This window comes from Arthrobacter sp. ES3-54, from assembly GCF_029504395.1.
Classification (GTDB): Bacteria; Actinomycetota; Actinomycetes; order Actinomycetales; family Micrococcaceae; genus Arthrobacter.
The window spans coordinates 312,315-328,781 of sequence record NZ_JAQFIF010000002.1 but is presented as its reverse complement, the minus strand read 5'-3'; the positions used below and the strand labels follow the sequence as shown (position 1 = coordinate 328,781).

Annotated in this window: 15 protein-coding genes and 2 pseudogenes; 7 read left to right on the top strand and 10 right to left on the bottom strand. The window is 64.0% G+C overall.

All coding sequences use genetic code 11. From position 1 onward, the window contains the following. Window positions 1-151 precede the first annotated feature (151 nt). Together M2428_RS04595 and M2428_RS04590 are read left to right on the top strand one after the other, a co-directional pair. The gene (locus tag M2428_RS04595) at window positions 152-2,512 is read left to right on the top strand and encodes an arylsulfatase (protein WP_277524150.1); all 2,361 of its coding nucleotides are present in this window, start codon (window positions 152-154) and stop codon (window positions 2,510-2,512) included. A gap of 178 nt (window positions 2,513-2,690) precedes the next feature. Next, entirely contained in the window at window positions 2,691-3,941 is a 1,251-nt protein-coding gene (locus M2428_RS04590; protein ID WP_277524148.1) for an IS256 family transposase, read from the top strand. Between the two features lie 416 nt (window positions 3,942-4,357). Here M2428_RS04590 and M2428_RS04585 read toward each other — a convergent pair whose 3' ends face one another. Next, window positions 4,358-5,806 (bottom strand): SLC13 family permease, encoded by a 1,449-nt coding sequence (locus M2428_RS04585; RefSeq protein WP_277524146.1) that lies wholly within the window; start codon window positions 5,804-5,806, stop codon window positions 4,358-4,360. Window positions 5,807-5,818: 12 nt separating this feature from the next. Next, window positions 5,819-6,937: a PrpF domain-containing protein gene (locus M2428_RS04580; RefSeq protein ID WP_277524144.1), complete on the bottom strand. Its 1,119-nt coding sequence runs from the start codon at window positions 6,935-6,937 to the stop codon at window positions 5,819-5,821. Window positions 6,938-7,177: 240 nt separating this feature from the next. On the opposite strand from M2428_RS04580, the gene M2428_RS04575 reads away from it, so the two are divergent. Then, window positions 7,178-8,116 carry a LysR family transcriptional regulator gene (locus M2428_RS04575; protein ID WP_277524142.1) on the top strand — a complete coding sequence of 313 codons (939 nt, stop codon included), beginning with the start codon at window positions 7,178-7,180 and terminating at the stop codon, window positions 8,114-8,116. A 145-nt stretch (window positions 8,117-8,261) separates the two neighbouring features. Here M2428_RS04575 and M2428_RS04570 read toward each other — a convergent pair whose 3' ends face one another. The 5 genes from M2428_RS04570 to M2428_RS04550 all read right to left on the bottom strand — a co-directional run bounded on the left by M2428_RS04570 (window position 8,262) and on the right by M2428_RS04550 (window position 12,169). Continuing rightward, entirely contained in the window at window positions 8,262-8,588 is a 327-nt protein-coding gene (locus tag M2428_RS04570; protein WP_277524138.1) for a hypothetical protein, read from the bottom strand. A gap of 529 nt (window positions 8,589-9,117) precedes the next feature. Then, a complete protein-coding gene (locus M2428_RS04565) occupies window positions 9,118-9,630 on the bottom strand; it encodes a recombinase family protein (RefSeq protein ID WP_346780712.1) in 513 nt (170 codons plus the stop codon). Window positions 9,631-9,643: 13 nt separating this feature from the next. Continuing rightward, entirely contained in the window at window positions 9,644-10,201 is a 558-nt protein-coding gene (locus tag M2428_RS04560; RefSeq protein ID WP_277524137.1) for a putative immunity protein, read from the bottom strand. A 265-nt stretch (window positions 10,202-10,466) separates the two neighbouring features. Next, a complete protein-coding gene (locus M2428_RS04555; RefSeq protein ID WP_277524135.1) occupies window positions 10,467-10,844 on the bottom strand; it encodes a sodium-independent anion transporter in 378 nt (125 codons plus the stop codon). Further along, window positions 10,841-12,169, bottom strand: coding sequence for a SulP family inorganic anion transporter (locus tag M2428_RS04550; RefSeq protein ID WP_277524133.1), 1,329 nt, complete (start codon window positions 12,167-12,169; stop codon window positions 10,841-10,843). The genes M2428_RS04555 and M2428_RS04550 overlap by 4 nt, the downstream gene beginning before the upstream one ends. Before the next feature lie 494 nt (window positions 12,170-12,663). Here M2428_RS04550 and M2428_RS04545 point away from each other — a divergent pair, with 494 nt between their 5' ends. After that, window positions 12,664-12,837 (top strand): hypothetical protein, encoded by a 174-nt coding sequence (locus tag M2428_RS04545; protein WP_277524131.1) that lies wholly within the window; start codon window positions 12,664-12,666, stop codon window positions 12,835-12,837. A 49-nt stretch (window positions 12,838-12,886) separates the two neighbouring features. Then, the gene (locus tag M2428_RS04540; RefSeq protein WP_277524130.1) at window positions 12,887-13,591 is read left to right on the top strand and encodes an SOS response-associated peptidase; all 705 of its coding nucleotides are present in this window, start codon (window positions 12,887-12,889) and stop codon (window positions 13,589-13,591) included. Window positions 13,592-13,716: 125 nt separating this feature from the next. On the opposite strand, the gene M2428_RS04535 is transcribed toward M2428_RS04540, so the two are convergent. The 3 genes from M2428_RS04535 to M2428_RS04525 all read right to left on the bottom strand — a co-directional run bounded on the left by M2428_RS04535 (window position 13,717) and on the right by M2428_RS04525 (window position 15,622). Beyond that, window positions 13,717-14,214: a substrate-binding domain-containing protein gene (locus M2428_RS04535; RefSeq protein ID WP_277524128.1), complete on the bottom strand. Its 498-nt coding sequence runs from the start codon at window positions 14,212-14,214 to the stop codon at window positions 13,717-13,719. Window positions 14,215-14,296: 82 nt separating this feature from the next. Next, a complete protein-coding gene (locus M2428_RS04530; RefSeq protein WP_277524126.1) occupies window positions 14,297-14,677 on the bottom strand; it encodes an aldo/keto reductase in 381 nt (126 codons plus the stop codon). 96 nt (window positions 14,678-14,773) lie between these two features. Next, window positions 14,774-15,622, bottom strand: a complete 849-nt coding sequence (locus tag M2428_RS04525; protein ID WP_277524125.1) for an HAD-IIB family hydrolase — start codon at window positions 15,620-15,622, stop codon at window positions 14,774-14,776. Window positions 15,623-15,968: 346 nt separating this feature from the next. Here M2428_RS04525 and M2428_RS04520 point away from each other — a divergent pair. Further along, a pseudogene (locus M2428_RS04520) lies at window positions 15,969-16,098 on the top strand (DUF4193 family protein); the annotation flags it as partial. A gap of 80 nt (window positions 16,099-16,178) precedes the next feature. Then, window positions 16,179-16,354: pseudogene (locus M2428_RS04515) on the top strand (ISL3 family transposase); the annotation flags it as partial. Window positions 16,355-16,467 lie beyond the last annotated feature (113 nt).

Sequence of the window (16,467 nt, the reverse complement as noted above, 5' to 3'; positions counted from 1 at the left end):
TTGTGCCCCGCCGATGACCCGGCGGATCGCGCGCATGAGGTCGCGGACGGTTTTGAATTGCCGCGGTTCATTCCTTTGGGGTGAGGCGGAGGTTGATGGGGCGGAGCAGAGTGAATGGCGAGCCACCATAGCAACTACCCAGGGGAGCCCCATGACAATCAGGGAGTACACGCCAGGAGACCGGTTCCCCGGCGTGGCCGGGCGGACTGTCGAGGAGTCGGAGCCGGCCTGGCCCGCTCCCCAACGGGCCCCCGAAGGTGCACCGAACGTGCTGCTCGTCGTTCTCGACGATGTGGGCTATGGACAGCTCTCCTGCTTCGGTGGACTGGTCGAGACACCGAACATCGACCGTGTCGCGGCGCGCGGCCTGCGGTACGCGAACATGCACACGACTGCGTTGTGTTCGCCGAGCCGGTCGTGCATCCTGACCGGCCGCAACCATCACTCCAACGGAGTCGCCTGCATCATGGAGTTGGCAACCGGCTTCCCTGGCTACGACGGCCGGATGCCATTCGAGAATGGCATGCTGCCCGAGATGTTGATTGACCACGGCTACAACACGTTCTGTGTGGGCAAGTGGCACCTGTCGCCGACGGAGGACAACTCCCCGGCCGGACCCTTCCACCGCCGGCCTCTTGGGCGAGGATTCGAGCGCTACTACGGGTTCCTTGGCGGCGAGACCAACCAGTGGTATCCCGACCTCATCCAGGACAACGCGCAGGTTCGCCAGCCGCGGCTGCCCGAGGACGGTTACCACCTGAGCGAGGACCTCGCGGACCAGGCCATCAAGATGATCCTGGACAGCGAGGCCAATGCGCCGGAGAAGCCGTTCTTCATGTACTACGCCACCGGGGCCGGACACGCTCCGCATCATGTGCCGAAGGACTGGGCCGACCGCTACCGCGGCAGGTTCGACGAAGGCTGGGACTCCTACCGCGAAACGGTGTTCGCCCAGCAGAAGAACATTGGCCTGTTCCCGGCCGACGCCGAACTATCGCCACGTGACCCTGATGTTCCGGAGTGGAACTCGCTGAGCGACGACGAGCGTCGGTTGTACGCCCGCATGATGGAGGTCTACGCCGGTTTCGTCTCGCACGCGGACCACCACCTCGGGCGCGTGCTGGACACTATCGAGCAGATCGGCGAGCTCGAGAACACGCTGGTTATGGTCATCTCAGACAACGGCGCCTCGGCCGAAGGCGGCGTGACGGGCTCCTTCAACGAGATGCTGTTCTTCAATCGGGTCCCCGAGAACTTCGACGATAATCTTGCCATGATCGACGAGCTGGGCGGCACGCGGACGTACAACCACTACGCGTGGGGTTGGACCTGGGCGGGCAACACGCCGTTCCGCCGATGGAAGCGCGAGACGTACCGCGGCGGGGCGACCGACCCGTTCGTCGTCGCCTGGCCGGCGAGGATCGCGGCCCGCGGCGAAGTCCGCGACCAGTACGCCCACGCGATCGACCTGGTGCCGACCGTTCTCGACGCCCTTGGTGTTGAGCCGCCGGCCGCCGTGCGTGGGGTCACCCAGACACCGATCGAAGGGGTCAGCTTCGCCGGTTCCTTCGACGCGGCGGACGCGCCGGCAGGCCATACGACGCAGTACTTCGAGATGTTCGGCCACAGGGCGATCTACCACGACGGGTGGCGGGCGGTGTGTCCCTGGCCGGGGCCGAACTACACTGAGGCCGCCGCCATGGGTCGCCGGATGGGTGAGCCGATCACGCCGGAGGTCCTCGAGCAGCTCGACGCGAGCGGATGGGAGCTGTACGACATCAACATGGATCCCACAGAGTCATCCAACGTTGCTGCCGAGCACCCCGACCAGCTCCGCGAGCTGATTGCCCTTTGGTGGGAGGAAGCCGAGAAGTACAAAGTACTTCCGCTGGACGGCTCGCTACAGACACGTCTGGCGACGGAGCGTCCGCAGACATCGAGGCCCCGCACCCGCTTCATCTATCGCCCGCACACCTCGTTGGTCCCGGCCTTCGCGGCGCCACCCATCTACAATCGGCCCCACTCCATCGAGGCAGACGTCGAGATTCCGGCCGACGGCGCCAGCGGCGTTCTCATCGCGCAGGGCGGAGACGCCGGCGGCTACACCTTCTTCGTGGACGACGGACGCCCGCGGTACCTGTACAACTATGTCGGACGCGAACAGTTCGAGGTTTCCTCGTCCGAACCGCTGCTTCCGGGACGGCATGCCGTTCGCTACGAATTCGAGCCCACTGGTCCGCCTGACCTCAAGGTGGGCAAAGGAACGCCCGGACGCGCCCAGCTCTACATCGACGGCAGACTAGTCGGGACCGCAGACTTCCCGTACACCACGCCGCTCCTCTTCGAACTCGAGGGCCTCAGCTGTGGCTACGACTTCGGCGCTCCGGCCACCGACAGCTATCAGCCGCCGTTCACGTTCACGGGCACGATCCACTCGGTCACCATCGAGGTGTCGGGCGAGCTGATCCGCGACCACGACGCCGATATAGCCCGACTGATGGCGCAACAGTAAAGCGAAAGGAACCAGCCTAGCTGCCGGCACGGCCATGTACGCTCCCCGCTGCCAGGGGGCGGCCGGCCAGGACCGATCCACATACTCGATCGGATTGTTCGCCTCGGGAGTGTACGAATAACGGTGGATCCGGGGTTGGCCTGACACGCCGGGCGGTGCCTGGCGGGGAGGACCGATCATGAGCGGAACCATGGATCCCATGGCGACTGAAATGGATCAGCAAGAGTTAGCGCAGCAGCTCCTGGCCCAGGCCAAAGAGCAGGGCATCGACCTCGTCGGTCCGGACGGGCTGTTGAACCGGCTGACGAAAAACGTTCTGGAGACCGCGCTGGAGGCGGAAATGGATGAACACCTCGGATACGGAAAACACGACGTGTCCGGACGCGGCAGCGGGAACTCCCGCAACGGCACCCGTACGAAGACCGTGCTGACCGAGATCGGGCCGGTGGAGATCGACGTGCCGCGGGACACCGGGTCGACGTTCGATCCGCAGATCGTGAAGAAACGCCGGCGCCGGCTGACGGGCGTGGATGAGATCGTGTTGTCGCTGAGCGCGAAAGGCCTCACTACCGGTGAAATCGCCGCGCACTTCGCCGACGTGTTCGGTGCCAGGGTCTCGAAGGACACCATCTCGCGGATCACCGAGAAGGTCATCGGGGAGATGACTGAGTGGCAGAACCGGCCGCTGGACCGGATCTTTCCGGTGGTGTTCATCGACGCGATCCACGTCAAGGTCCGCGACGGTCAGGTCACAAACCGGCCGGTTTACGTCGCGATCGGTGTCAGCGTCAACGGCGAACGCGACATCCTCGGGCTGTGGGCCGGGGACGGCGGTGAGGGCGCGAAGTTCTGGCTCTCGGTGCTGACCGAGATCAAGAACCGCGGCGTGGAGGACGTCTGCATCACGGTCTGCGACGGGCTCAAGGGCCTGCCGGAGGCCATCACCACAGTCTGGGAGCTGGCCGTGGTCCAGACCTGCATCGTGCACCTGATCCGCAACACCTTTCGGTATGCGGCCCGGCAGTACTGGGACGAGATCTCACGGGATCTGCGCCCGGTCTACACGGCACCGTCGGAGGCCGCGGCGAAGGAACGGTTCGTGGAGTTCTCGACCAAGTGGGGCAGGCAGTACCCGGCGGTCACCCGGCTGTGGGAGAACGCCTGGAGCGAGTTCGTGCCGTTTTTGGACTATGACGTGGAAATCCGGCGGGTCATCTGCAGCACCAACGCCATCGAATCCCTCAACGCCCGCTACCGGCGCGCGGTTAGGGCCAGAGGCCATTTCCCCACCGAGCAGGCAGCCCCGAAATGCCTGTACCTGGCGACCCGCGCACTGGACCCCACCGGCAAAGGCAGGGCACGATGGGCCTCACGATGGAAGCCGGCTCTAAATGCCTTCGCCATTAGCTTCGACGGAAGAATCAACTAAATGCCAACCGCGGATCCACCGAAAATCGGACAGTCCCTTCGCCTCGGGTCCCAGAGGTAAGGGGTTTGGCGGGGTGATGGCCGAAGTTCATGGGATTTCTCTTTGGACGAGGGCAGGTCGGGATGATGGATTATGTCGGGGGACAGTTGTGGGAGGAGGCAGGGTGACATCGTGGTCACCCTGCCTCAATTGCATGCTGCGCAGTTCTCGCGCCCGTCTTTCGGGCTACCTGTTGCGATGGAGTGCGGGAACGGCAGCACGCGTGCCGGACGCTGAGTCCGGCAGCATGTTGCGTGTCCTCGGAGCTTGTCCGTGGTGGATCTGCGGTGGCCGTGGACGCACTGGTGGGTTCGCCGGGACGGGCAACGGCTCGTCAGTTGTTGCTGACCGGCCGTTGCCCGAGGCGCGGGCTCCGGTTACATGATGCCGGTGGGTACCAGCAGGGCCCAGGCCAGCGCGGGGGCGACGAGTACCACTCCGCCGGCGTAGATCATCAGCTGCTTGTAGACGCGTTGGCGGTCGTTGTCGCGGGCGTTGGCGACAACAAGGGCGCCGTCGGTGGAGAAGGGGGAAACATCCACGACGGTAGCAGCGATGGCGAGTGCCGCGACCGTTCCGGAAGCGCTCAGCGTACTTGAGGCGAGCAGGGGACCGGCCAGGGGGATGAATGCGGTCAGCAATGCCGTGGAGGAGGCGAAGGCCGAGCCGACGCCGATTACGTAGCACAGGACCAGTGCGATCAGCAGCGGTGCGCCCAAAGCCAAGGCCTTTTGGGCGAGGGTATCGATGACGCCAACGTGCTGGAGCAGGGAAACGTAGGTGATCATGCCGGCCACCAGCAGGACGGTGGACCAGGAGATGCCACCGATGAATGTCCTGTGTTCTTTGATGTTGATCAGAGCCAGGAGGAGACCGGCGGAGAGTGCGACGAAGCCGATCGGCATGTGGAAGCCCAGCGTGCAGACAAGCATTGCAAGGATCAGCGCCAGCGTAAGGATTTGCTGGCCGTGCGGACGGCTGGTGCGGGGCGCGTCAAGGCCGACATGCTGGGCACCTTCGCCGTCCTTGAGCTTACCCAGGAGGGCGAACAGAGCGACAGTCAGGGCCGAGAGGATGAGGTTGATGGCGAAGCTGGCGGCAAAGAGTGCGCCCTGGGAGACCGGGAAGCCGTTTTCCATCGCGATGTTGTGCACCAACACGCCGGCGACGGACAGCGGGGAGAACCCGCCCGCGTGCGCTCCGTTGATGACGAACGCACCCATCAGTACGGGGTGGATCCGCGATTCGTAGGCGAAGCCGATGGCAGCAGGTGCGAGAAGTGCGACGGCGGCGGGGGAGAAAGTGCCCAGCGAGGTCAATGCGGCAGCCATGAGGAAGAACACCCAGGGCAGCAGCAGCGTCTTGCCCCTGACCAGGCGCACACAGGTCTGCACGATGATGTCGATGGTCCCGTTCCTCTGGGCCATGCTGAAGAAGTAGGTGACCCCGATGATCGTCAGAACGATACTGGCGGGGAAGTCCGCGAGTATTTCCTTGTCGGTCATTCCGAGCATGAAGTAGCCGACGCCGAACGATGCCACCAATCCCATCACCCCGATGTTCAGTGGCCATTTCGTGGCGACGACGAACATCACGACAAGTATGACCAGCGGGATGATCTGGATGGCGGTCATGGGCGGCTCCGATTCCGAGGTGGCCGCCGGGTTGAAAATGGCACCCCCGAGCACGAGGGCGACCAGACCGAGGATCGCGATCGCGGCTACCGATATCAGAAGGATACGGCGCCGACGATTGGGACCCTTGGGACGGTCTTCCCGGATTTCGCTCTCTGCCTTGGGAGCGGGTTGGTAAATAGTCTTAGTCATGATCTTGGCTCCTCATTGAGTGGCTGATGCTAGTGGGGCTTCGACGGCGCTGCCGAGAGCTTCCGGGAGGTGGATGATGGTGGTGGCGATGGTGCGGGCCGTTCGGTCGACGCCGACCAGCAGGGACCCGTCACGCTCCTCGCTCCAGGTTTCGATCACTCCCGCGGGAGTGCGTAGCCTCAGCGTGGACCGCGGCGTGTCGCCTGTGATGCTGTTGAGTACGGTGCCCGGGGTGCGGGCGGCGAGTGTCAGGGCGATGCTGCCGGTGATGGCCAACGCAGGGTGGGGTTTTCCCATCGAGAGCATCATGACGTTGACGTCGCAGCCCGGGTCCGACTGGGTGGGGGAGGCGACGATCGCGAGCTTGGGGATGGCGCGCGCAGCTTCGGCGATCGTTTGTGCCAGCCCCATCCGGACGGCAGCCTGTCGGCGGATGTGATCGAGAGTTTCCAGCTGTAATTCCACGCCGGCGACCCAGCTGTCGTATCGGGCTGTGTTCAGGCCCAACTCCTCAGCGCGGACGATGACTACTGGCGCTCCGGCGTCGACCATCGATACATTCCAGCGTGTTCCACCGGCAAGTATCGTGTCGGTCGCCTCACCGGTGGGCAGCAATTTTCCGGTGGTTTTGCCGGCTGGGTCCTGGAAGCCGAGACCGACCCGGTAGCCGGGGAACGCAACTCCGGGCATCTGCGCATCCGGAACGATGGGCAGGGCGCCTGCGGGAGTGGCGACCCGCTGGATGATGATCTGGCCGGTGTTGGTGTTGCGGGTGACGATGCGGGTGTTATCCCCGCTGGGGACCACCCAACCCTTTTCGATCGCGTAGAGGCCGACTACCGCGGAGCAGTTCCCGCAGTTGCTGCCCCAGTCCACTGCTACCTCTTCGATGCCGACCTGGGCGAAGGTGAACTCGACGTCAACATCGTCCTCGGCGGGCCGGCGAAGGATCATGGCCTTGCTGGTTGTCGAAGTTGCTCCGCCGACACCGTCAATCTGCCGGGAGTCCGGACTTCCGAATAGCCGGGGCAGCAACTCATCGAGGCTGGTGCGGGTCTCGTCCAAGTGATCCGTTTCGAAGACCCAGCACTTGCTGGTCCCTCCGCGCATCCATTCAGCTTCAATCTTCATCGTATTCCCTACGTTTCCTAGTACCGCACATATGTTCTGGGGCCTGATAACAGAATGAGCCGGATCACAATTGAAGACAATGTTCAATTATTGATGGGGGATGTAGAGATACTTAAATCATTGGCACTGAAGGACTGCAGCCTGGTTCCTTGGCCTCCTAATGGAGAATGACGGGGCCGCCATCACGCAGATTAACCCGGGATTACATAGAATGAACCAAATAGACAGAAGGGTGAACCATTGCTTAACAATGAGAGCCAAGATTTATTCGACATCCGTCGTTTGGCCCTGCTGGTGGAGGTCGTCGAGCAGGGATCGATCACCGCGGCGGCTGAGCTGATGATGTACACCCCGTCCGCAGTTTCCCAGCAGCTGCGGAAGCTCGAACAGGAAGTCGGGCAGCCCCTGCTCAACCGCCGCTCCCGTGGGGTTGCGCCCACAGAGGCCGGCCAGGTGCTGGCCGGACACGCCCGCAAGATTATTGGACAGATGCGGGCAGCCCAGTCTGACCTGGACCAGATCGCCGGGCTCAGACGCGGCTCCTTGACCGTCGGCACGTTCCCCACCCTCGCCGGATCGTTTTTGCCCCTTGTCATCCGCGCCTTCAAGAAGCGCTACCCGGCAATTGGCCTCTCCGTCCGCAGTGCCCGCTTCGACGAACTTGTGTCGGACCTCGAGTCCGGAGTCACCGGACTGTGCCTGCTCTGGGACTACCCCTGGAACCGGTTCCACGACGACTCCATCCGGGTAACAGAGGTCTTCCAGGAGAGCACTGTCATCCTGGTAGCCCGCGGGCACCCGCTCGCCGATCGGGATGAGGTAAGGATGGAGGATCTACGCAAGGAGTCGTGGATAGTTCGCGCGGAGGCCCACCCGGTGGTCGAGGTCCTGCAACGCTCCGCCCACGACGCTGGCTTCGAACCGACCATTGCCTTCCTGGCCAACGACTACCAAGAAGCCCAGGCCATGGTCAGCGTCGGCATGGGCGTGGCCATGGTGCCGAAGACTGCAGTGGCCCTCCAACACCCCGACGTGCGGGTAATCAGTCTCGGTGCTGCCGCGCCCATGCGGCGGGTATTGCTGGCCCAGCGCCAGGACAAGGTCTACGCCCCGGCAGAGGTCGCTTTCCAATCCACCCTCTTGGAAATCGCCCGCGAACATATCGGGGACTACCTCTAGGCCGAGGGCGGGAAGAAGGTCCCGAACTACCCTTACGCCGCTCATCCCTGACAGGGGCACCGGCCTGTGCGGCGCGCCCTGCGTGGGCGGCGGATTCAGCATTCAGAACCGGGTTGTGAGCTACTGCGCGGCTTGCTCCGGCAGGTCAGGCTGCCAGGACTAGCGCTGGGGCCGCGGACGTCGCGTGGTTCGGCGTCAGGATGCTGATCCGGTAGTCGTGCTGGAGCGGGTCGACGTGCACCGGCAGGTGATGCGACTTTGCGCACGCGTGAAGCTCTCCCATGGCGTCGGGGTCAGTCTGCGCGCGGGTCACATCGAGTTCCAGCGCCAGTCCAGAGGCGAGCGAGCTGGCGCGCTTGACCACGTCATACAGGCCATGGACGCTCTGAACAGTCAGGTGGCCCTGGACCCTGACGTGGGCCTTGGCGCCGTCGAGGTCCACGCGGACCAGCACCCGCAGCTTCTCATTCACAAAGTTCTCCGCTCTAAATCGGGGCCACCACGCTGTGGCCCCCGACAACGATAGACGCAATGTGACCTGGATAACAAGATCATCCGTGAGTGGGACGCAACCGTGCTGAAGTCTGCCCACATGCAGGGAGATCATGCCGGCTTCCAGGCCTTGGATGTCGTCGGTGATGCCCGCGGGGCCGGGCAGGGGAGGGAGACGGTGAGGCATTCCTGTTTCGGGCCGACTGGGAAAATAGGTCTTGCGTCGATGCGGCTCGGCTGACCGATTTCAGCGGGATGTCCGGGGTCGTAGGAGGCAGGCGGATCTGAACTGCTCCCCGGAAGTTGGACTGAGAAATCAGTGCTGACTCCCGGGGAGAAGCTGCTGGCTGTTGTCCGGCCAAAGGGTGTGTACAGGGTCCACACCTGTGTCCCCGTGATGCCGTTGCTAGTGGATGACTCCCTCCGTGCCTATTTCTGCTGACACGAGCTCATGCAGGCACGACTTCTGGGTGACATGACTTTCGGTTTGTTGTGTTCGTTCTTAGGCGTCATGGCCTGTTCGCCTGTCCGAATGCTCTGGCGGGCGGCCCGCCCTGGATTGCGTCGAGTGTGCCGTTAGCTTGCGCGGCATGGCGGTGGACCGGGGCTTTCTTCCGCCCTTGGTCCTGGCGACCTGCATGCCTTCGCGGGTGCGCCGGGGATGAGGTCGCGACCATGGCCAGGACGTTGAAGAGGAGCAGGCCGACGGGGTCGGTGGGGTCGCGGATGGAGCCGCCGATGCCGAGCTTCACACTCCGTTTGGTGAGGTCTTCGATGATGTCCCCTGCGTCCGGCAGCGACCGGGCCAGCCGGTCGAGCTTCGTGACCAGCAGCGTGTCGCCTGTACGGATAGCGGCAAAGACTTCCCCCGATCCCGCTCGTTCCCTGTTCCTGCCGCTCAGACCATGGTTGACATAGATCCGGTCTGCGGGAACACCGAGGGCGTCGAGCGCGGTCCGCGGGGGTGACAGGTACTGCTCCTTGGTAGACATGCGGGCGTAGCCGATGATGTGGGCGCTCATGGGCGCAGCAGATTCAGCTGGAGGAGGCAGGCTGGTCAGGGCGGGCCAAGTCGGCTTGGATCACGCGGATGATCGAGCCGAGGATTCCGGACGCGAGAAGTCCTGGCCCCAGCGGACCGGCGGAATTCCCACCCAGCGGCGGCAAGCGCCGAAGCGCGGACCGGGCTTCGGCAGTCATGTGCTCGAGTTGCCAGTGGATCTCGTCGTCGACCGTCTGGGGCTGATCGGGCGCCGCCAGTCCGGCCGCTTTCGCGGCATACGCGGCCGCCCCCAAGGCGTGCGCGCCCATGTGGGCGACGGCTGCGGCTTGCGTGGCAGACCGCGCGGCAGCCATCGCAGCAGGGCTATTCACCTCGCGTGCGGCACGGCCAGCAACAAACCGTCGGCGGATCTCTTCGGCGGCACTTCGCTCACCGCGAGCGAAGGCCCGGGCTCGAGCGATGGCGTCGCGGGGGCGACCATCTGCCGGAGCCTCTGCCTCAAATATAGCCACGACTCGCTCAGCGCAGTCTGCGGCCCAAGCCGCGACGACGCGGCGCTCGGCCTCGCTTAGCGTCTGTGGAGAAGCCATATCAGTACCGTACACACGGCTCGCAGACCGATCCCCGATCGGGCGGCCGCACTCTCGGACACATACGCCAAGCTTTTGCGCATCGGTAGGCTAGGTTCATGGCGTTGGGGACGCGGCGCAGCCGCAGGCAGTTCAGTCACACAGGGTGGTCCTGGATGCGTACGCGTTCATCAAGGGCTGGCTGAGCGCCACCTCGCTCTGGGCAGGCCTACTGTGGCTCCTGGTTGCGGCACGCTACGGTGTACCCGCGGGGACAATCTTTTCCCTATTCTTCCCTATCCTCCCGTTGGAACGCCCTCACTGCTTCGCTCACTGTTGGGTAGAAATGTTCGGGAGAGAAGCGGGCGCCCATGCCGTACTGCAACAATCTGTCTTTGACCCGATCTTTGAGCTCGGCGAACACCAGGTCCACACCCTGCCGGTCCAGCCATTCGTCAAGCTGCACCAACTCGTCAAGTGCAGTAGTGCCGATTCCCGTCACTGGCTCTGCCGCCAGCACCACGCGTTCAGTGCCGTCCGCCGCCTGGTCCAGTTCGTTGCGCACGAAGGAGCCCAGCAAGGCTCCGTTGCCGAAGAACAGCGGGGCGTCGAAGCGCAGGATCAACAGGCCGGGGATGCGTTCCCCTTCCGGATGACGGCTCACGTCGTGGTACCTCGGTACCCCGGTACCCCGGGCACGTCCACCAGTTCAGCACGGTAGGGGTCCCAGGCCTGCCGCAGGAAGTCCAGGATTGCCAAGCCGATGGCGACGGCGATGCCCGGGAGGACGCCCAGTATGGTGACCCCCAGGAATGCCGCGAGCATCACCAACGTTTCGCTGCGGCTCATGCCAATGAGCCGTCGCACACCGGCCGGGTCGGCTATTGCGGCGGCTGCGGCGATGACAATGGCGGCAAGGGTTGTGGCCGGCAGGAACTCGGTGACGCCGGGCGCCACGAGCATGAAGCCGAGCACCAGTACTGCGCCTACGGCTCCCGTGAGCTGGGATTTCGCACCGGACTCGACTGCCACCGGCGTGCGGGACGTGCTGGCCGACACCGGGAAGCCACCCAGTAGCCCGGTGGCAGCGTTCGCCTCACCCAAGGCTGCCATTTCATGGTTGCCGGATACCCTGCCGTCTTCTGCGGCCGCCAGGGATTGGGACAGAGTTCCGGTATCAACGAAGACGATGAGGGCGATCGCGGCGGCGGCGGGCAACAGTGTCAGAACGTCGGCCCAGCCAATTCCGCCCAGGGCCGGTGCAGGGAGCCCCTGCGGGAGGGCACCTGTGACCTTCAAACGCTCTTGGAGTCCCAGCAGGGCCACGGCGATGCAGGACACAACCACCGCAATGAGCACGCCCGGAACCTTCCATTTCAGCCGGCGGGGAACCCAGATGAGCGCCAGCGAGACCAAGCCGAGCAGCAGTGCCGTCAAATTGGTCTCGCCGGCAAGCACCTTCGGCACGGCGGCGATCAGTTTTTCCCAGGGTGTACTGCCTTCCACGGAGATCCCCAGGAGGGTGGGAAGCTGGGACACAGCCACCAGCAAGGCGATGCCGTTGAGATAGCCGAGCCGGATGGGCTTCGACAACAGTCCAGTGACGATTCCCAATCTCAGCACTGAGCCGAGCAGCAAGATGCCGCCAATCAGTATGGCGAGGAGACCGGCCAGGGCCACGGATTTCTGCTCGTTATCCGCGGCCAAGGGAACCAAGGCTGCAACGATCATCGGGGCGAGCGCGGAATCCGGCCCCAGCACCAGCACCCGCGATGGCCCGACAGCTGCGTAGACAAGCAGGGGCACTACAGTCGCGTACAGGCCGGTCACCGGTGGAAGGCCGGCGGCCTGGGCGTACGCCATGCCCGCGGGGACCAAGATCGCGAAGAGCGCGGCGCCGGCCACCAGGTCGTGGCGCAGCCACTCGATCCTGTAGCCACGCAGGGCTGGCGGGACCGCCCAGAACGGAATCTTTCCGGATCGGCGCATCTTCCGATCATGTCCCATCATGCCCCTGCTCGCCATCCATAATCGGGCGAACTCAGCCTTGCGCAAATATTCTTGGTCACCCAGGGAGCGTTGAATTTCGCCGGCCTATCCATCGACAGGGTTCGCGCGCGGTTTTCACCCGGATCACGTCGAAATAGTGTGCGGACGTGGGACACAACCGGAACGGTGTGCGGAAACGATGCGCTGGTTTCGTCGTCTTAGCGGTCTTGTCGACGGCGTCGCTAGCGGCCTGTGGAGGACAAACCGGACCGCCGCAGCCTCTCGCGGCGCCACCGGCCACACAGCTTCCGCCACAGCTGGGGACTTCGACGATCACCCCGAACTTCATGTCACTGTGGTCGGCTACGTTCAGATCGACTCCATCGGTGAGCGGCACGTCAGCGGCAACAGCAGCTAATTGGGAGGCACCGGGGACTCTGCTCGATTTACGCCCGCGACCATCCTTACACGCACCAGAAAAGTGTTAGCTACTGATGATGACCACGCCTAAACGCACGATTCTCGCAGCCCGACCCCGTCAAGATAACCGCGGCGTCTGGCGCGTCCGGGAGGATGACCTGATGGAGTTCATTGAGGCCGCCTACGAGAAGACGACCCAGCGTATCGCGGTCTGGCAGATTCCCGAGGAAACGGCCGCCGGGGACTGACTCTTCGGACCCTCCGCCGCAAACCCGTGTGTGGGGGGAGAATTAGGGTATGTGCGGCAGGTACGTGATGTCCAAGGCGACCGGGGATCTCTTGCGCCATTTCGAGGCGAAGGAAGTCGAGGGCAGCCCGCCGCCGCCGAGTTGGAATGTGGCGCCGACCCAGGATGTGCCGATCATCGCCGAGAGGCTGGCTGAGGACGCGGTGGAGCGCCGGCTCCTGATCGCCCGCTGGGGCCTGGTGCCGTCCTGGGCGAAGGAGGTGAAGATCGGTTCGAAGCTGATCAACGCCCGCAGCGAATCCATCCTGGACAAGCCGGCCTTCCGTAAGGCGGCGATCAAGCGGCGCGCCCTGATCCCGGCCGAGGGATATTACGAGTGGGAGAAAACCCCGGACGGGAAGAAGATCCCCCATTACCTCCACTCGGAGAAGAATGAGCTGCTGGCCTTCGCCGGGCTTTATGAGTTCTGGCCGGACCCGTCCCTGCCGGAGGGTGACCCGCACCGGTGGCTGCTCAGTTGCACCGTGCTGACCACCACGGCCCATGACTCCTTGGGCCATGTCCACGACCGCGCTCCGGTCATCGTCCCGCCGGAGATGTTCCACGACTGGCTCAACCCCGGCACCACCGACAAGACCGAGGTGCAGAAGATCCTGGACGCCATCCCCGAACCGGTCCTGACGCCGACGGTGGTTACGGACCGGGTGAATAGCGTCCGCAACAACGGCCCCGAACTCCTCGACCCGGCAACCTGACTCCGTATTCCTGACCTACCCACCGGTCCCCGGGCTGACGGCAGCGGATATGGACAAAGACCGAAGAAACGGGGAAACGGCCGCCCCGGTCAGGTGACGGCTATTCAGGGGGTGCAGTCCGGTCGTTAGGCGCGATAACTACTGGTGGTAGTGCGATCCACCAGTGCCGTCGACAGCTGATGACTGCCGGCTGCCCCGGCATCGTCCGGTTTCTGCAGCCGATCGAGGAGCAGGGATGCTGCAAAGGCCGCTTCGTCGGCAACAGGTTGGGCGATGGTAGTCAGGCCGAGCACCCAGCTCATCGGATGATCGTCAATGCCAATGATCGAGATGTCCTCCGGGCAGGAGAGCCCATGTTCCTTGAGGGCCATGAGCGCGCCAAAGGCGACCTCATCGCACACCGCGAAGGCCGCTGAGGGAAGGTCGCCCCGGTGCCGGATGAGTTCGGACATGGCCCGGCGTCCGCCTTCAATGGTGTAGCCGGCCTCGACCACCCAGTCCTCGTGCACCGTGGCGTCGTGTGCCGCGAGAGCCGATTCAAAGCCACGCCGGCGTTCTTCTGTTGCCGGTCCGGCCTCCCTTGAGCCTCGAAGCCGCGGCCGACGGCCGGTATCCAAGTGCACCGTGGAGATTGGAGTGACTTGTCTCGCAGCTCAATTTGCTGCACGGTGGCTTTCGACAGGCCGGTCTGACGGATTTTTCTCCTCACGCTGAAGTTCGGAGAGCACCCCGATCTGGTCTTCGAGCGGCACGTTGGGATCTATCCGATGGAGTTGCAACAGATCCCAGTTTGTCCAACCCAAGGAAACGAAGACTGAGTTCGACTTGCTGGCGGAGATATTCAGGCCGACCGAGGGCCGTCCACTGACCGGGTCCTCGTCGCGATTGTCCGACTTTTGTGGCAATGATTAGGTCGTCCGCGTACGGCGAGAGTGTCTTGTGTATCAGTTGGTCTTTGACGAAGGGGCCATAGGCATCAGCCGTGTCGATGAAGTTGACCCCGAGTTCGACGGCGCGAAGCAGCACCCTTGCCGCAGCCTCGGTGTCCGCCGGTTGCCCCCACGCACCAGGCCCCGTGAGTTGCATCGTGCCATAGCCGATGCGGTCGCGAGTCTAATTAATTGAAGCCTAGTTGTTTGGCAATCGTCATATCAATTCCGTGAAGTCTCAAGCCGTGCCGGATTAGAGGAGGCCGAGCTCGGCGAACGCGGCAACGAGCCCCTCCTGCCGCGGACCGGCGGCGGTGCGGTCCGCGATGGCCATGAGCTCGGGGGAGGAGCCTTCGATGGCGATGCCGACACCTGCGTAGGCGATCATCTCAAGGTCGTTGGCGCCGTCACCTATCGCAATCGTGTCTTCGCGGGCGATGCCGACGTGGGCGATAACGGCCGCGACACCGTCAGCCTTGCTGATCCCGCGCTGGTACAGTTCCCCGGCGTGCCGGCCCTCGTCGGCCACCGAATTGGCGACGACGGCAATTCCGTCGCCGATTTCCTGGACCAGACGCTCCATGGCAACGGGCGACTCAAAGACGGAGACCTTGGAGAAGGGCACGGCCCCACGGTCCGCAGCGGTGCGCACCGCGCCGAGAATAGCGGAAGAACCCACCGGGCCCTCCGGCGCCTTGCTGAAGTGGGCGTCGAGGATCGCCCGCAAACGCTGCATCGCCGCCGGTGAAACGTGCAGCGCCTCCTGCGCCTCCAGGACATACACGGCGTCGTGGGCGTCGAGTGCTTTGACCGTTCTGGCCGCCAGGTCTGGCGGGAAGCGCCGGTCCACGAGCACGGTCCCGGCCACCTCCGCGTAGGCGCCGGCGCTGGCCACGATGCCATCAAAGCCCGCCGCGAGGATACTGTCGGGCAGCATCGATACCGGCCGGCCGGTACATAACAGGACCAGGTGGCCAGCTTCACGTACCGCCCGCACAGCGCGCGCATGGCCCTCGGGGACCACGCCGTAGTCGGCGTACGTTCCGTCCACGTCAAGGAAGACAGCCCGGACGGTTCCAGTGGTGCTCGGCGTTGCGCTCATGATCCGCGATCATATCCATCATCGCCATTCCGACCCAACCGGGACTCATTCTTGTGGATTTGACAGTCTCACTGTTCCAAGACCGAATCGGCTGCTGGCCGAGAGAAGCGCGGCATCGAGTGGTGGCCTTGCCTAGCCATTAATCGAACCCTTTCTGGACGCTGGCTTGTCATGATCTTCGCTATCCGTTAGCTCTGCAATCGGCCGAAGCCGCTAGGTCCAGCCCTCGTCGGAATCCCTGGAGCTGGCCAATTTTTGGGTGTGTACCTTGTCCACACTTCGGGCGTCGGATCGGGTCGTACAGGGGTCGGATCGGGCCGGATTCCGCATGTTTCCGTGGGAGCTGGGGGAGTTTGTCGTCGAGGAACTGATCGTTCAGGTCATTCCCCAGGCCCAGGATGAAGTTCACCTTGCTACTCCTGTTTCCTAGTCCGGCACCGCTCCCAGCACGCGCGCGAAAGAACGGTCACTCCTAGTGCATCGAGTGCGAAGGCTAGGACGATCGCTTCCGATGCCAGGACGCAGGAGTAGCCTCAACAGCGTGATGTGATCCGCACTATGCGTCGCTCGGGTCGCCGAGGCCTCGGCGTGTTGTGGAACACCGCCCACGACGCGGTGCTGGCCCAAGCCAGGCGTGTGTTGATCGAGGACCCACACCGGTTCGACGGCGTGCGCGTGATCGGCGCCGACGAGCACTGCTGGCGTCACACCGGCCGCGGCGGTGAGTACGTCAGGCAGGATGTGGCAGCGGATTGGGCAGACCCTGAGAAACCCTCGCCGGGACGCCCCGCAGGGGCCTGTCTCAGTGATTTCTCAGCACAGCCGGGCAACGTTGTTAATGCGTC